The following is a 16,048-nucleotide window of genomic DNA, read 5'->3' as shown; positions in this document are numbered from 1 at the left end:
AATCGCGGCTGCTTTGAAAATTTAAATCCGTTGCAGCTATGTAAAATTAGTCGACCCGCGCGGCAGGGCGGTCTTCCATGCGGGCGGCCTCGATCCCGCATGGATGGGCGGTCCGCATCGATCGCACCACCCGAACCCGCCTGCGCATATCTCTCTCGGCGCCTGCACACGCTTGCGCCGCGCTGGCGTATCGGGTTTGATCCGGCGCCGTCTTCACAATGCGAGTTCGCCATGTTCAAGGGTCTGAGTGCCTTTCCGCTGACTCCGCTGAATGCGCAGGGGATCGACGAAGCTGCCTTCATCGGGCTGGTTCAGTGCCTTGTCGCTGCGGGGGTCGATTCGATCGGCGCGCTCGGTTCGACCGGCAGCTACCCCTATCTCGATCGGGCCGAACGCCGGCGCGCTGCGGCGCTGGCGGTGGAGCATGCGGCGGGGATCCCGGTTATGCTGGGCATTGGTGCCCTGCGCCAGCGGGACGTGTTGCACCATGCGCAGGACGCGCAGGCGGCCGGAGTCTCCGGGCTTCTGCTGGCGCCGGTCTCCTATCAGCCGCTGCGGCCCGACGAGGTCTACGGCCTGTTCGAGGCCGTGGCGCGGAACGCATCCGTGCCGATCTGCGTCTACGACAATCCGCGCACGACACATTTCGATTTCGATGATGATCTCTATGCAGCGCTCGCCGCGCTACCGCAGATCGGCTCGATCAAGATACCGGGCGTGCCGACGGAGCCGGAAGTGGCGCGCGCCCACGTGTCAAGGCTGCGCGGCCTCGTTCCGGCACGGGTCACGATCGGGGTCAGCGGCGATGCCTTCGCCGCGACGGGCCTCAATGCCGGATGTGACGCGTGGTATTCGGTCATCGGCGGGCTCTTCCCGCATGCGGCGCTCGCCCTCACCCGCGCCGCTCAGGCGGGCGACGCGGCGCGGGCGATGCAGCTGTCACAGGCGCTCTCCCCGTTCTGGGACGCTTTTGCGCGCAATGGCGGCGGGATGCGCGTGATGGCCACCGCCGCCACGCTCATGGGTCTGACGAAGCCCGACAGCCTGCCTGCGCCCCTGCGCGAGATCACGGGGGCCGAGCGCGAACGCATCGCGCAGATCATCGCTGCCTGCGATCCGTCCTGATCCCGCGACGTTGCGCGAACCGGGTTCAGCGCTGCGCCATCCGGTCCATCGCCTTGGCGAGCTCGGCATCCTTGCCGGTGACGCCGTCGGCATCATGGGTGGTCAGGACGACCTCGACGGTCTTGTAGACATTGTACCATTCGGGATGGTGATCCATCTTCTCGGCGGTGAGCGCCACCTTGCTCATCCAGCCGAACGCATCGACGAAATCGGCGAAGACGAAGGTCTTTTGGATGGCCTCCCGGCCTTCGACCTTCTCCCAGCCCTCGAGCGTTTCCAGGAGATCGTCGAGTTCCGCATTGCTGAGCCGCTCACCGGACATGGGTCTTTCCTTTCATGCTGCGCGTATGCCGTTTCGAGGTGCACCCGGTACGGGGCCGGCCTAGCGATTGCCCGCCAGGGCCATCCCCGCAAACGGATATGCCGCCTCTACGAGATAGGGCCCGCCGCCGGTGATGTCACGGGCGGAGAACAGGCTGACATGGCCGACCTCGAAGCCCAGATCCGGAAACCGGCCCTGCCTTGCGATATAATCGGCAGCACGCAGCGGATCGACGCCGCGCAGCCGTGCCAGCGTCACATGCGGCACGAACTTGCGCTTCTCCGGGGCCAGCCCGGCCCGGCGCAGGCGCCGTTCGATCTCCGCCTGAAGATCGGCGAGTTCGCGGGTGAGGCGGGCACGTACGATCAGCGCATGCGGGCGGTCGCCGCCGAACACGTCGAACCCCTCGAAAGTCACCGCGATCGGCGCCCGGGGACGTATCTCGGCGAGCCCGGTATCGATCTCGTGCGCCACATGGCCGTCGACATCGCCGATGAAACGCAGGGTGAGGTGATAATTGTCCGGATCGATCCAGCGCGCACCCGGCAGGCCGGCGCGAAACAGCGCGAGGCGTTCGACGAGATCTGCAGGGATTTCCAAACCTGCGAACAAGCGTGGCATCGGCGCCTCCCGTCATTCCCCAGCACGACCATTGTGGACGATCAGAGGGCCGGCGCAAGAGGCGCGCCGGTCTTCTCCACGCCGCTTTGGCCCGTGTGGCGGGCCTTTCTGATTGTGCAGGCATCATGCAAACAATTTTTGCTATGTGTGCGTTTCAGTTCACTCTTATGAAACCCCTGCCGGCATAACCTATCGTCACGCTCAGAACCCATGGATGATCGATGAGCCCTGCGGAAGCAATGATCGAAGAGGTGGATGACATCCTCGCCGGCACCGATCGCCGCCGGCGCATGGCGATGCTGCGTCAGATCACCAATCTCTTCGTCGACAATGCCCGCTGGCTCGACGAGAACGTCATTGCGACCTTCGACGAAGTGATGTTGCGGCTCGCTAGGGATGTCGATTTCCGCGTGCGCTATGCGGTCTCCGAGCGCCTTGCCGACATTCCGCGCGCGCCGCTGAAGATGGTGCGCGAACTCGCTTTCGACGACAATTACGAAGTCGCGACGCCGGTGCTGGGGCGCTCCGAACAACTCGGCGACGACGATCTGATCTTCGTGGTTGAGACCAAGAGCGCCATGCATGTGCTGGCGGTATCGCGCCGCAGCAGCCTCTCGGAGCGCGTCACCGATTCCATCATCGCCCGCGATGAGGACGATCCCATCCGCGCGCTCGCCGTGAACGAGGGCGCGCGATTCTCCGATGACGGTTTCGCGCGGCTGATGGCGCGCTCGCAGGATGACCCCGAGATTCAGGATGCGCTCAACTATCGCGGCGAACTGACGCCCGAGCAGGTCGAGAAACTGGCCGATTCAGTGCGCGACAAGGTTCGCCAGACGCTGGTCGACGAACTCGGCGAGCGCATGGAGAAAGCAATCGATTCGGTAATCGCCGACATGCAGAAGAAATTCGTTCCCGATCGCGGGCGCGAATTCCTCGCGGCCGATCTCGACATGGCACGCCAGTTCATCAAGGAGCGCGGCAAGGATCAGCCGGTCCAGGAGGCCGAGCTCGTCCAGTGGATCAAGCGCAACCGCATGGAAGACGTGCTGGCTGCGATCGCCGACAAGGTCGGCATCGATCTCGGCAAGGTCGTGAACGCGTTCTACGCACCGCGTTTCGATGCGATCCTCTTCATCGCCTCGGCAGCGGGTCTGACCTGGCCGAATTTCAAGACGCTGCTGGGCAAGCGCAGCGGGCGCCAGCCCTCGGTCGAGCTGCTCGAAGAGGCCTACAACGTCTTCCAGCGCCTCAAGCCGGAAACGGCGCGGCGCGTGGTGCATTATGCCGTCTCGCAGGCCAAGGCCGGCGCGGCGCAAAAGCGCAGGCAGAAAGCCGGGGCCGAGCCGGAAGTGGCTGCTTCCGGGAGGGGCACGTCACCAGATACGGCGAACAAGTCTCCGGCGCAGACGCCGTCTCCCGATGTATCGCAGACGGCGAACAGCGCGCGCGGCGGCCTGACCTCGCTCGCCGGCGCCATGCGCGACATGGTCAGCCGCGTCGCCGGTCAGATGAACGGTACGTCGCCCCCCGGCGCGACGCTTGCCACCCGCCCTGTCGCCGCCGCGACAGCATCGGGACAGGCGGCGGGCAAGGTCGCGGGCAAGGTCGTCGGCAACCCTGTGGGCAGTGCGACGGGCAAGAGCACCGGCAAGAGCACCGATAAGACCGTGGGCAAGACGGTCGGCAAGACGGTCGGCAAACCCGTCGACGGCAAATCCTTCCCGCGCAAGGCGCCGGGCGGAGGTTCTGCCAGCCCGGCGCCCCGGAAGGTCACCGGCAAGCCGGTCAAGGGCCGCCCGGTAACGAGCGGCAAATCCTGATCCCCGTTCGGCCCCTCACGGCGCCGGATTGCAATATTGCAGGTGGATCGCGTCGATACGCTCTTCCAACTCGGGCGTGATCGTCACGTCGATCGAATCGATATTGGTCTTCAGCTGCTCCAGCGTGGTCGCGCCGATGATGTTGCTGGTGACGAAGGGGCGGCTGGTGACGAAGGCGAGCGCCATCTGCGCCGGGTCGAGCCCGTATTCGCGAGCCAGCGCGGTATAGGCCTCGTAGGCGAGCATTGCGACCGGCTTTTCGTAGCGCTGGAGCCGCTCGAAGAGCTGCTTTCGGGAACCTTTCGGCAGCGCGCCGCCGGCATATTTGCCGGTGAGATAGCCCTGCGCCAGGGGTGAATAGGCCAGCAACCCGACATGTTCGCGCATGGCGAGTTCGGCCAGATTCACCTCGAAAGTCCGGTTGACCAGCGAGTATGCGTTCTGGATCGACGCGACACGCGGCGCATCCGTGTGCTCCGCATGGGCGAGATAGCGCATCGCGCCCCAGGCCGATTCGTTGGAGATGCCGACATGGCGCACCTTGCCGGCACGTACCAGTTCAGCCAGCACATCGAGGGTGGATTCGATGCTGTGCTCCGGCTCGCGGACATTGCGGAAGATCGTGGCATTGGAGCCGAAGGCGCTGACGGCGCGGTCGGGCCAGTGCACCTGATAGAGATCGATGTAGTCGGTGCGCAGACGTTTCAGGCTCTTGTCTACCGCTTCCAGAATCTGTGCGCGCGAGAGCTCCGCCGGGGAGCCGTCATCGCGGAACCAGGTATTCTGCGAGCGCCCGATCACCTTGGTGGCGAGGATCACGTCGGCGCGGTTTTTCCGCTGCGCCATCCACGAGCCGATGATCTCCTCCGTCGCGCCCTGCGTCCCGGCCTTTGGCGGGACGGGGTAGAGCTCGGCGGTGTCGATGAAATTGATGCCGCGTTCGAAGGCGTAATCCATCTGCGCGTGGCCCTCGGCCTCGCTGTCCTGTTCGCCCCAGGTCATGCTGCCGAGGCAGATGGCGCTGACCTGGAGTCCGGTGCGACCGAGGGGTCTGTATTGCATGCTTTGAGTCCTTCGTGGATGCGTGGCGATTCAATCTGCGTATGAGCATAGAGTATCATTCGCGCAGGGGAGTACCAGCAATGTCACGAACGGGTGGCGGGCCTCATCCCTCTTGCAAAACCGCCGCTGCGGCGGCACAAGTCGCCGCATGCTGCACGTCAATGATCTCACCTACCGGCTCGGCGAGCGCATTCTGCTCGACAACACTTCCTTCGCGGTGCCCGACGGGGCGCGGGTGGGGATCGTGGGGCGCAACGGCACCGGCAAGACGACGCTGTTTCGCATTCTTCTGGGCGAGCTCTCCCCGGAAACCGGCCAGGTCGGCATGCCGAAGGGGCGGCGCATCGGCACCGTGGCGCAGGAGGCGCCGGGCGGGCCGGAGAGCCTGATCGAGGTGGTGCTCGCCGCCGATACCGAGCGCGCCCGGCTGATGGCCGAGGCCGAGACCGCCGAGGGCGTTCACCGCGCCGAGATCGAGACGCGTCTGACCGATATCGGCGCGTATTCCGCGCCGGCGCGCGCGGCGGCGATCCTGCATGGGCTGGGTTTTGATGCCGAGGCGCAGGCGCGACCGTGCGCGTCCTTCTCCGGGGGCTGGCGCATGCGCGTGGCGCTCGCTGCCGTCCTCTTCTCCGAGCCCGATCTCCTGCTTCTTGATGAGCCCACCAACTATCTCGATATCGAAGGCACGCTCTGGCTCTATGATTATCTGGCGCGCTACCCGCATACGGTGCTGGTCATCAGCCACGATCGCGACCTGCTCGATACCTGTGTCGATCACATCCTGCATCTCGATAGTGCGAAGCTGACGCTCTATCGCGGCGGCTATACCTCGTTTGCCCGGCAGCGGGCAGAAAAGCAGATGCTTTTGCAAAAGAGCGCGGCCAAGCAGGAGAGTGAACGCAAGCATCTGCAGAGCTTCGTCGACCGCTTTCGCGCCAAGGCCACCAAGGCGCGCCAGGCGCAATCGCGGCTCAAGCGCCTCGAGAAGCTGCAGCCCATCGTCACCATCACCGAGGAGGCGACGCTTCCCTTCGATCTGCCCAGCCCCGAGAAGCTGCTATCGCCGCCCCTGATCGCGCTCGACGGCGCGGCGGCGGGTTACGATGAGAAACCGGTGCTCGATCGGATCAGTCTCTCGATCCTGCCCGATGACCGGATCGCGCTGCTCGGCGCCAATGGCAACGGTAAATCAACCTTCTGCAAGTTGATTGGCGGGCGACTGCCCCCGTTGAAGGGCGAGATGGTCGCCTCGTCGAAGATGAAGGTCGCGTATTTCGCCCAGCACCAGCTCGACGAGTTGCGCCCGCAGGCGAGCCCCGTCGCGCATGTGGCCGAGCGCATGCCCGGCGCGCCGGAGGCGAAGATCCGCGCCCGCGCGGCCCGGTTCGGCTTTCCCGGAAACAAGGGTGATACGCCGGTCGAGAAGCTCTCCGGCGGCGAGAAGGCGCGGCTGCTGATGGGGCTCGCGGCGTTTGACGGGCCACATCTTCTGATTCTCGACGAGCCCACCAACCACCTCGATATCGACAGCCGGCAGGCGCTCGTCGAGGCGATCGCCGGTTTCAACGGCGCGGTGATCATCGTCAGCCATGACCGCTTCCTCGTCGAGGCCTGCGCCGACCGGCTCTGGCTGATCGGCGGCGGGCGGGTGAAGCCCTTCGATGGCGATATGGAGGATTACCGCAAATTCGTGCTCTCGGGGGGGCTGAACCAGACGGGCGGTCGTGATTCCAGCCGTGAAGAGCGTCCCGCCCGCAACGATGATCGCAAGTCCGCAGCCGAGAAGCGCGCCCGCCAGGCGCCTCTGCGCAAGCAACTCGCGCAGGTGGAGGCACGTATCGAGAAGTTTACCGGGGTGATCGCCAAGATCGACGCGGCCATCGGTGACGGTGAGGCCTTCCGGCGCGATCCACAGAAAGCCGCCGAGATTTCCCGCATGCGCGGCGAAGCGGCGGAGGCGCTGGAGCGGGCGGAAGAAGAGTGGCTGGAGATTTCGCAGGCGCTCGAAGGCTGATTAGCCGTGATCCGGTTAAAACAGCTTTGCAGACCCGCCGGATACGCATGAGGATTGCCGACGGCACCATACGCGGCTACGAATTGCTTGCAAGGCGATGCAACGAGAAGAAGGGCGCAAGGCCGTGGGCAGCAACATATCCGACGATCTGAAATCCGCAGCTCTGGTCTACCACACGCATCCCAAACCCGGGAAGCTGGAGATCCAGCCGACCAAGCCGCTGGGCAACCAGCGCGATCTCGCGCTTGCCTATTCGCCGGGCGTGGCGGCGGCCTGCGAGGCGATCGTCGAGGATCCGGACAGGGCCGGCGAACTGACTGCGCGGCAGAACCTCGTCGCCGTCGTCTCCAATGGCAGCGCCGTTCTGGGGCTTGGCAATATCGGCCCGCTCGCCTCCAAGCCGGTGATGGAGGGCAAGGCGGTTCTGTTCAAGAAATTCGCCGGGATCGACGTGTTCGATATCGAGATCAAGGCGGACGAAGTCGAGCGCATCGTCGATGTCGTCGCCGCGCTCGAGCCGACCTTTGGCGGCATCAATCTCGAGGATATCAAGGCGCCCGAATGCTTCGACGTCGAGGAGCAGCTCAAGGCGCGCATGGACATCCCCGTCTTCCACGACGACCAGCACGGCACGGCGATCATCGTCGGCGCGGCGGTGACGAACGCGATGGTACTCGCCGGCAAGGATCTCTCGCAGATCAAGGTGGTCACCTCCGGCGCCGGCGCAGCCGCCATCGCCTGCCTCAACCTGCTGGTGACGCTCGGCGTGAAGCGCGAAAATATTACCGTCACCGATATCGAGGGTGTGGTCTATCAGGGCCGCGAGGCGCAGATGGATCGCTGGAAGGCTGTCTATGCGCAGGATACGCAGGCGCGTAGCCTCGCCGACGTAATCGCGGGCGCCGATGTCTTCCTCGGCCTCTCGGCTGCGGGCGTGCTCAAGCCGCATCTTCTGGAGAAGATGGCCGAGCGCCCGCTGATCATGGCTCTGGCCAATCCCAATCCCGAAATCATGCCGGACGAGGCGCAGGCGGCGCGGCCCGATGCGATGATCTGCACCGGGCGCTCGGATTATCCCAACCAGGTCAACAACGTCCTGTGCTTCCCCTATATCTTCCGCGGGGCGCTCGATGTCGCGGCCACCACCATCAACGAGGAGATGAAGGCGGCAGCGGTCAAGGCGATCGCGGCGCTTGCCCGCGAGGCGCCCTCGGAAGTCGTGGCGCGCGCCTATGGCGGCGAGGCGCGGCCCTTCGGCAAGCAATCGCTGATCCCGAGCCCGTTCGATCCGCGCCTGATCCTGCGCATCGCCCCCGCCGTGGCCCGTGCGGCGATGGAGAGCGGCGTGGCGCGCCGGCCGATTGCCGATTTCGAGGTCTATGAGGATTCGCTGCAGCGCTTTGTCTTCCGCTCCGGCTTCCTGATGAAGCCGCTGATCACCAAGGCGCGGGCCGAGCCCAAGCGCGTGATCTATGCCGAGGGCGAGGACGAGCGCGTCCTGCGCGCGGCCCAGGTACTGCTCGAAGACGGTATCGCCAGACCGATCCTGATCGGGCGCCCCTCCGTGGTCGAGACACGGCTCAAGCGCTTCGGCCTGTCGATCCGCCCGGGCGTCGATTTCGAGCTGGTCAATCCGGAAGACGATCCGCGCTATCGCGATTACGTCGCGACCTATCTCGACGTGGCCGGGCGCAAGGGCATCACGCCCGATGCTGCGCGCACGCTGGTGCGCACCAATTCCACGGTGATCGGGGCGATCGCCGTGCGGCGCGGGGATGCGGATGCGCTGATCTGCGGGCTGGAGGGGCGCTTCGCCTCGCGCTTACGCCATATCAAGGACATTCTCGGCCTCGCTCCAGGCGTGCGCGAATATTCCGCCATGTCCCTGATGATCACCAATAAAGGCGCCTATTTCCTCGCCGACACGCATGTGCGCCCCGATCCCACCGCCGAGGAAATCGCCGACATGACGGTGGCCTGCGCCGAGCATGTCACGCGTTTCGGCATCGCGCCGAAGATCGCGCTCGTCTCGCATTCGGATTTCGGCTCCGCCGATACGCCCTCCGCCATGAAGATGCGCGAGGCGCTGCAGATCATCCGCGAGCGCGCACCCGCGCTCGAAGTCGATGGCGAAATGCAGGCCGATACGGCGCTCTCCCAGATCATCCGCGAGCGGGTGATGCCGCATTCGCGGCTGGAGGGAGAGGCGAATGTGCTGATCATGCCGAATCTCGATGCCGCCAACATCGCCTACCAGCTCACCAAGGGGCTGGCCGATGCGCTGCCCGTCGGCCCGATCCTGATCGGCCCGGCCCGACCCGCCCATGTGGTGACGCCCTCGGTAACAGCGCGCGGCATCGTCAATATCACCGCCATCGCCGTCGTGGAGGCGCAGGCCGCGCCTTGAGCCGCCGCACCACATGCAAATTTCCCGCAAACGAAGCCGTATCGCAGCGTTGACCTTCTTCGCCGCACGGCTTATCTCCCGCTCATCATGTCGCGCAAACCCATCGTCATATTGCCCGATACCCGCCTGAGGCAGGTCTGCGAGCCCGTCATCGCCATCACGGACGAGATCCGTGATCTGGCAAAGGACATGCTCGATTCGATGTATGCCGCGCGCGGCATCGGCCTCGCCGCCATCCAGATCGGCGTGATGAAGCGCGTTGTGGTCTGCGATCTCGGGAAGGAGATACCGGGCAAGTTCGACGAGGAGGGTGAGCCGGAGACGGAGCCCGATCCGCAGGTCTTCGTCAATCCGGAGATCGTCTGGCGCTCGGAGGATGTGAGTACCTACGAGGAAGGCTGCCTGTCGATTCCGGACTATACCGAGGAAGTCGAACGCCCCGCGAGCATCCGCTTCCGCTATCTCACGCTGGACGGCGAGCCGCGCGAGGAGGAGGCCGAGGGCCTGCGCGCGACCTGCATGCAGCATGAGATCGACCATCTCGACGGCAAGCTGTTCATCGATTACCTCTCGAAACTGAAACGCGACCGGGTGATCCGGAAATTCACCAAGGCGGCGAAGCGCGAAGCCACGGCCTGAAGCCGCGGCCCCGTGGGATCGCGAAACACATTCCAAAAGTGAGGTCCGCACCATGAGCCTGCGCATCGTCTTCATGGGCACGCCGGAATTCGCGGTGCCCACGCTCTCCGAAATCATCGGCCAGGGCCATGAGGTCGTTGCCTGCTATACCCGTGCGCCTGCGCCCGGCGGGCGGGGCATGGCGACACGGCAATCGCCCGTCCATGCCATGGCGGAGGGATTCGGTATCCCCGTCTTCACGCCCAAAAGCCTGCGTGATCCGCAGGTCCAGGAGACGCTGGCCTCGCACGCAGCGGATGCTTTCGTCGTGGTCGCCTATGGCATGATCCTGCCGCAGGCGGTGCTCGAAATCCCCCCGCTCGGCTGCCTCAACCTGCACGCCTCCGATCTGCCACGCTGGCGCGGTGCGGCGCCGATCCAGCGCGCGGTGATGGCGGGTGATGCCGAGACGGGCGTCGCGGTGATGAAGATGGAGGCCGGGCTCGATACCGGCCCCGTCGGCATGGTCGAGCATGTCCCGATCGAGGCGGACATGACGGCGGGTGAATTGCATGACCGGCTGATGATCCTTGGTGCCGATCTGATGGTGCGCGCGCTCGCGGCACTCTCGCGCGATGCGCTTGATTTCAAGCCGCAGCCGGAAGAAGGCGTGAGCTATGCGGCCAAGATCACCAATGGTGATGCCGAGATCGCCTGGACCATGCCAGCCAGGCGCATCCATGACCAGGTGCGCGGCCTCTCACCCTTTCCCGGCGCCTTCTTCATGGCCGATTGCGGAAAAGGTTTCGAGCGGGTGAAGGTCTTGCGCACACGCGTCGAGAGCGAGACCGGGTCGCAAGCGTCGCCTGGCACGCTCCTTGACGACGAGGGTCTCGTCGCCTGTGCCGAGGGGACGATCCGGCTGCTGCAGGTGCAGCGCTCCGGCAAATCCGCGATGCCCGCTGCCGAGATGCTGCGCGGGGCGCGGCTTGAGCCCGGCGCGCTGCTTGTCCAGCCCTGATCCGGGCGCGGGCCGTGGAACGCATCACCCATCGCTACATGCTCGTCGTCGAATATGACGGCGCCCCCTTCACCGGCTGGCAGCGACAGGAGAACGGGCTCGCCGTGCAGCAACTGGTCGAGGAGGCGATCGAAGTCTTTGCCGGGAGACCCGTGCGGCTGCATTGCGCCGGGCGCACGGATTCGGGGGTCCATGCGCTGCATCAGGTGGTCCATGTCGATCTCGACAGGCCGATGCGCGTCGACAAGATCCGCGATGCCACCAATGCGCAGATGCGCGATCATCCGGTGGTAGTGCGCGAGGTGCGCGAAGTCACCGAGGCCTTCCATGCCCGGCTGAGCGCCGTGCGCCGGCATTATCTCTATCGCATCCTCAACCGCCCCGCCCCGGCCTCCGTCGATCGCGGGCGGGTCTGGCACGTGCGCCAGCGCATTGATGCCGATGTGATGCACGAGGCGGCCCAGAGCCTCGTCGGGCATTTTGATTTCACCACCTTCCGCGCCACGCAGTGCCAGGGCCGCACCCCGTGGAAGACGCTGGAGCGGCTCGACGTAAGCCGTGCGGGCGACGAGATCCATATCCGCGCCGCGTCACGCTCCTTCCTGCATCACCAGGTGCGCTCGATGGTGGGCACGCTCGCCCAGGCGGGGATCGGGCGCTGGCGGGTGCAGGATGTCGCTGATGCCCTGCATGCCTGCGACCGGCGCGCCTGTGGCCCGGTCGCGCCCGCGCACGGGCTCTATTTCACCGGCGTCGATTATCCGCCCGAGGCGCTGATCTCGCCGGGCGAGGCGACGAATCCGTAACCCCACCAGGCCGCCGCCGTCAGGGCGAGGATGATGACGAGCGCCACGAGCACCGCCGTGGTCGCGCCGCGTCGCGGTGCCGCGCCGTTGTCATTGGCCGGAGGTGGTGGTCGGAACTGCTCCATCACCGCAGCCGGGATCAGCCGCCAGATCGCGACGAGGGCGATGGCGAGGACGATGATGTCGTCGATCAGGCCGTAAACGGGGACGTAATCGGGGATCAGATCCAGGGGGAAGATCACGTAGAGCACGGCGAAGCCGGCGAGCAACCGCGCCGCGACAGGGGTGCGCTGATCGGCGAGCATGCGCAGGAACAGGCGCGTATCGCGCATCAGATTCTTGGCCGCTTCGCGTATTCTCACCATCGCGTTCCGCTCGCTGGTTGACGGGTTTTGCCGGAACCTAGGGGCTGTGTGCCGCGCTGTCAGCCCCGGATCGGCATCTGTGCTTCCGATTTTGCCGCTCCCTGATGCGAACGCCTGCACGGGCGCGGCGTTCCGTCACGCGCATCAGACAGCCGGAAACAGCCCGAGGCGGGCTTCGCGCGTCTGCATGAGGAGTTCGGCAATGACCTCGAGGGCGTGTTCCAGCTGCCCGGTCCCGGCATTGCCGAGGCAGATTCGCAAACCGGCCTCCGGCGCTTGCGGATCGGCCATGAAGGCTTCCGGCGGCGCGAGATGGATGTCGCGGCGCGCGCCGGCCAGGACGATGTCGCGCGCGCGCGCCGTCGGCAAGGGTATCCAGACATGCAAACCATCTACCGCCTGTGGCGCGAGCCAAGGGCCGAGGCGCGCGCGCGCCATCCGGCAACGGGCCTGCGCCTGCGCGCGGATCGATTGTGCCACGGATCTGTCGAGCCCCTCGCCGAGCCCCTGCTCCATGATCAGCCCGCTTACCGGATCGGCCATGGAGCGGGTCGCCTGGAGCCAATGATTGCAGGCCTGCGTCGTGCCCTCGGGGGCGAGGAGATAGCCGGTGCGCAGGCCCGGCGCGAGGCTCTTCGAAAGGCTGCCGACATGGAAGCACCGCTCCGGGGCGAGTTGCGCCAGCGCCGGAAGCGCAGGCGCGAAGACCGCGTAGACATCGTCCTCGATCAGGGTCAGCTCCGCCGCGCGCGCAATATCCGCGATGTCGCGCCGGCGCGCCGCCTGCATCAGGGCGCCGGTGGGATTCTGCATGGACGGCATCAGATAAGCCACCCGCGGCGGATCCGGCCGCGCCAGGGCCGCGCGCAACGATTCAGGGGTGACGCCCTGTTCGTCCATGGCCAGCGGGACCAGTTCGCGCCCGAGCATGCGCGCGGCCCGCAGCGCGCCCGGATAGGTCACTTCCTCGATGGCGAGAGGCCCCGGCGGCGCGGATGCCAGCGCGATGAAAATCGCATGCTGGGCGCCGGAGGTGACGAAGAGCCGGTCCGGATCGAAGGCGAGGCCGCGTTCATCGGCGAGCCTGCGCGCGAGCAGGGTGCGGTGAGATGGCCGTCCTGCCGGCGCCTCATAGGCGTTGAAATGGCGGGCATCGACTTTCTCCGCAACGCGCCCGAGCAGCGCCTTCAGCATCGGCGCGGTCAGGACCGGTGGCGGCAGATTGACGCTGAGATCGATCCGCGCGTTCTCGCGTGCCCCGTCGCGCGCCCCTTCGCGCGCAGCGGTCTCGTTGACGAACATGCCGCGCCCCTTCTGCCCGTTGGCGAGGCCGCGCCGCTGCAGCGTCTCATAGGCGCGGGTGACGGTGCCGAGGCTGATCGAGAGGCGATGGGCGAGATCACGATGCGCCGGCAGGCGCGCGCCGGCGGGTATCACGCCCGCGAGAATATCCTCGGCGAGCGCCGCCGTCAGGCGCTCATGCGCAAGGCCGGGCGGCGGGGCGAGGCGGGGTGTCCAGGGGGAGGTGAGTTTCATGGCGGTGACTCAGTGAATGTCATAGGACAATTTATCACGGGATGATATCCGTCAAGCGCTGAGCAGTACTTAAAAAGTGCTCCGTGGCAAGAATATGCTTGTGCATGTGCGGTTGATTGCGCATGACAATATTTCAATGCATCCAAAGTGTACCAATACGCCATGCCGCTCGAACTGATCGCCGCCTATGCGGTTTTCGCCTTTGTCGGGGCCGCCACGCCGGGGCCGAACAATTTTCTCTTGCTCGCATCCGGGATTCGCGCGGGCTTTCGCCGGACCCTGCCCTTCGTCTTCGGCATCAGCCTCGGCTTCGCGACGCTGCTCGGCCTGATCGGCGCGGGGCTCGGTACGCTGTTCGTGCATTTTCCACAGGCGCAGATCGCGCTCAAGCTGCTGGGTACCGGCTATTTTCTCTGGCTCGCCTGGAAGATCGCCGGGGCGAGCGTTGCCCGCTCCGATGACACCCGTCCGCTGATGGGTTTCTGGACCGGTGCGGCGTTTCAATATGTCAATCCGAAGGCCTGGCTGATCTGCATCACGGCGGTCTCGCTCTACCTGCCGGCGGGTGCGGGTTACGGCGCGCTTGCCGTGCTGGTCGCACTCGCGATCGCGGTCGGCATGCCGGCCAATCTCGCCTGGGCCGGGGCAGGACAGGGCATGCGCCGCTTCATCGCCTCGCCGGTTTATCTGCGGCGGTTCAATCTCGCGATGGCGGCGCTGCTCATCCTGTCGATCATCCCGGTCTGGCTCGCCTGATCTCAGCGAAACAGGTCGGCATAGGTCTCACGCAGGACGTTCTTTTGCACCTTGCCCATGGTGTTGCGCGGCAATTCCTGCACGATCGCCACATGTTTGGGCTGTTTGAAGCGTGCGAGCTTGTCCGCAAGCGCGCCGGTGATCGAAGCCTCGTCCAGCGTGGCGCCCTCATGCAGCACCACCGCCGCCGTCACGGCTTCGCCGAAATCGGGATGGGCGACGCCGAAGACCGCGCTCTCGACCACGCCGTCGAGCGCGTCGATCTCGGTCTCGATCTCCTTGGGATAGACGTTGTAGCCGCCGGTGATGATCAGATCCTTGCCGCGCCCCACGATATGGACGTAGCCGCGATCATCGATCTTGCCGAGATCGCCGGTGATGAAGAACCCGTCCGCGCGCAACTCCTCCGCCGTCTTCCCGGGGTTGCGCCAGTAGCCCTTGAACACGTTGGGCCCGCGCACCTCGATGATCCCGATCTCCTCGACCGCGCAGGGCGCGCCGGTCTCGGGTTCGAGAATGCGCAATTCCACGCCGGGAAGCGGGAAGCCGACCGTGCCGGGGATGCGGTCTCCGTCATAGGGGTTCGAGGTGTTCATGTTGGTCTCGGTCATGCCGTAGCGCTCGAGAATGGCGTGACCGGTCTTCGCCTCGAATGCGCGATGCGTCTCGGCCAGAAGCGGCGCGGAGCCGGAGACGAACAAGCGCATATGAGCGCTCGCCTCCCGGGTCAGCCCCGGATGCTGGAGGAGGCGGGTGTAGAAGGTCGGCACGCCCATCATCGTTGTGGCGCGCGGCATATGCGCCATGATTGCGTCAGCGTCGAACTTCTCCATGAAGATCATGGAGCCGCCGGCGAGAAGCAGCGTGTTCGTCGCCACGAACAGGCCGTGGGTGTGGAAGGTGGGCAGCGCGTGCAGCAGCACGTCGTCACCGGTGAAGCGCCAGTAATCGACCAGTGTCTGCGCATTCGTGACGAGATTGGCATGGGAGAGCATGGCGCCCTTGGAGCGCCCGGTGGTCCCGGAGGTATAAAGGATCGCGGCGAGATCATCGGGGCCGAGATCGGCATCGTTGAAATCGGCCTCAAAGCGCGCGGCGCGGTCACTCAGGGAGCCCGTGCCGCCAGCATCGAGCGTCTCGATCGCGCTGACGCCGTGGCGCGTGGCGACGGGGGCCAGCGCCTCGCGCGCCGCACTGTCGCAGACGAGCAGCGACGGCTCGGCATCGCCGAGAAAATAGTCAAGCTCGGCCACGGTATAGGCGGTGTTGAGCGGCAGGAAGATCGCGCCGATGCGCGCGCAAGCCAGAAGCAGGATCACCACTTCCGGGCTCTTTTGCGCCTGCACCGCCACGCGGTCGCCCTTGGCGACGCCGAGATCACGCAGGGTATTGGCAAAACGCCCCGTGGCGGAGAACAGATCGTCATAGGACATCCGCCGCCCTTCTGGCGTCTCCAGGAACGGACGCGCGGGATCGCGATTGCAGGCGCGGATGGCGGCAAAGAGCGGCAGGCCGGCGACATCTTTCATCGGGGATCCTCCACGATCCGGGCGTTGTCTCGTCGGCTGC

14 protein-coding genes are annotated in these 16,048 nt (G+C 65.8%); 8 read left to right on the top strand and 6 right to left on the bottom strand.

Annotation, left to right across the window (positions count from 1 at the left end):
* Positions 1 to 231 precede the first annotated feature (231 nt).
* The gene (locus GA0071312_RS17105) at positions 232 to 1,125 is read left to right on the top strand and encodes a dihydrodipicolinate synthase family protein (RefSeq protein ID WP_074446305.1); all 894 of its coding nucleotides are present in this window, start codon (positions 232 to 234) and stop codon (positions 1,123 to 1,125) included.
* 25 nt (positions 1,126 to 1,150) lie between these two features.
* Here the strand turns inward: GA0071312_RS17105 and GA0071312_RS17100 are convergent, their stop codons facing one another.
* Complete coding sequence (locus GA0071312_RS17100) at positions 1,151 to 1,447, bottom strand: 4a-hydroxytetrahydrobiopterin dehydratase (RefSeq protein ID WP_074445940.1); 297 nt, start codon at positions 1,445 to 1,447, stop codon at positions 1,151 to 1,153.
* A gap of 60 nt (positions 1,448 to 1,507) precedes the next feature.
* On the bottom strand, positions 1,508 to 2,068 hold the full coding sequence (gene thpR / locus GA0071312_RS17095) for an RNA 2',3'-cyclic phosphodiesterase (RefSeq protein ID WP_074445939.1): 561 nt from the start codon (positions 2,066 to 2,068) through the stop codon (positions 1,508 to 1,510).
* A gap of 221 nt (positions 2,069 to 2,289) precedes the next feature.
* On the opposite strand from thpR, the gene GA0071312_RS17090 reads away from it, so the two are divergent.
* A complete protein-coding gene (locus GA0071312_RS17090) occupies positions 2,290 to 3,891 on the top strand; it encodes a DUF2336 domain-containing protein (protein WP_083204649.1) in 1,602 nt (533 codons plus the stop codon).
* 15 nt (positions 3,892 to 3,906) lie between these two features.
* Here the strand turns inward: GA0071312_RS17090 and GA0071312_RS17085 are convergent, their stop codons facing one another.
* Entirely contained in the window at positions 3,907 to 4,953 is a 1,047-nt protein-coding gene (locus GA0071312_RS17085) for an NADP(H)-dependent aldo-keto reductase (protein ID WP_074445937.1), read from the bottom strand.
* 148 nt (positions 4,954 to 5,101) lie between these two features.
* Between GA0071312_RS17085 and GA0071312_RS17080 the strand changes: the two genes are divergently transcribed.
* From GA0071312_RS17080 to truA, 5 genes are all read left to right on the top strand, one after another.
* Positions 5,102 to 6,970, top strand: a complete 1,869-nt coding sequence (locus GA0071312_RS17080) for an ABC-F family ATP-binding cassette domain-containing protein (RefSeq protein ID WP_074445936.1) — start codon at positions 5,102 to 5,104, stop codon at positions 6,968 to 6,970.
* A gap of 124 nt (positions 6,971 to 7,094) precedes the next feature.
* Entirely contained in the window at positions 7,095 to 9,377 is a 2,283-nt protein-coding gene (locus GA0071312_RS17075) for an NADP-dependent malic enzyme (RefSeq protein WP_108721931.1), read from the top strand.
* A gap of 87 nt (positions 9,378 to 9,464) precedes the next feature.
* Complete coding sequence (def, locus tag GA0071312_RS17070) at positions 9,465 to 10,016, top strand: peptide deformylase (protein WP_074445934.1); 552 nt, start codon at positions 9,465 to 9,467, stop codon at positions 10,014 to 10,016.
* Positions 10,017 to 10,068: 52 nt separating this feature from the next.
* A complete protein-coding gene (gene fmt, locus GA0071312_RS17065) occupies positions 10,069 to 11,016 on the top strand; it encodes a methionyl-tRNA formyltransferase (protein WP_074445933.1) in 948 nt (315 codons plus the stop codon).
* Between the two features lie 38 nt (positions 11,017 to 11,054).
* On the top strand, positions 11,055 to 11,822 hold the full coding sequence (truA, locus tag GA0071312_RS17060; protein WP_074446304.1) for a tRNA pseudouridine(38-40) synthase TruA: 768 nt from the start codon (positions 11,055 to 11,057) through the stop codon (positions 11,820 to 11,822).
* Here the strand turns inward: truA and GA0071312_RS17055 are convergent.
* Positions 11,774 to 12,187 carry a YkvA family protein gene (locus GA0071312_RS17055; RefSeq protein ID WP_074445932.1) on the bottom strand — a complete coding sequence of 138 codons (414 nt, stop codon included), beginning with the start codon at positions 12,185 to 12,187 and terminating at the stop codon, positions 11,774 to 11,776. The two genes, truA and GA0071312_RS17055, sit on opposite strands and share 49 nt — an antisense overlap.
* Before the next feature lie 144 nt (positions 12,188 to 12,331).
* The gene (locus GA0071312_RS17050; protein ID WP_074445931.1) at positions 12,332 to 13,723 is read right to left on the bottom strand and encodes an aminotransferase-like domain-containing protein; all 1,392 of its coding nucleotides are present in this window, start codon (positions 13,721 to 13,723) and stop codon (positions 12,332 to 12,334) included.
* A 162-nt stretch (positions 13,724 to 13,885) separates the two neighbouring features.
* On the opposite strand from GA0071312_RS17050, the gene GA0071312_RS17045 reads away from it, so the two are divergent.
* On the top strand, positions 13,886 to 14,479 hold the full coding sequence (locus tag GA0071312_RS17045; protein ID WP_074445930.1) for a LysE family translocator: 594 nt from the start codon (positions 13,886 to 13,888) through the stop codon (positions 14,477 to 14,479).
* A gap of 2 nt (positions 14,480 to 14,481) precedes the next feature.
* Here GA0071312_RS17045 and GA0071312_RS17040 read toward each other — a convergent pair whose 3' ends face one another.
* On the bottom strand, positions 14,482 to 16,008 hold the full coding sequence (locus GA0071312_RS17040) for a malonate--CoA ligase (RefSeq protein ID WP_074445929.1): 1,527 nt from the start codon (positions 16,006 to 16,008) through the stop codon (positions 14,482 to 14,484).
* Positions 16,009 to 16,048 lie beyond the last annotated feature (40 nt).

It is taken from the genome of Saliniramus fredricksonii (assembly GCF_900094735.1).
In the GTDB taxonomy this organism is placed as follows: domain Bacteria; phylum Pseudomonadota; class Alphaproteobacteria; order Rhizobiales; family Beijerinckiaceae; genus Saliniramus; species Saliniramus fredricksonii.
The sequence above is the reverse complement of the archived record's forward strand: the minus strand, read 5'-3'. Positions and strand labels throughout refer to the sequence as shown.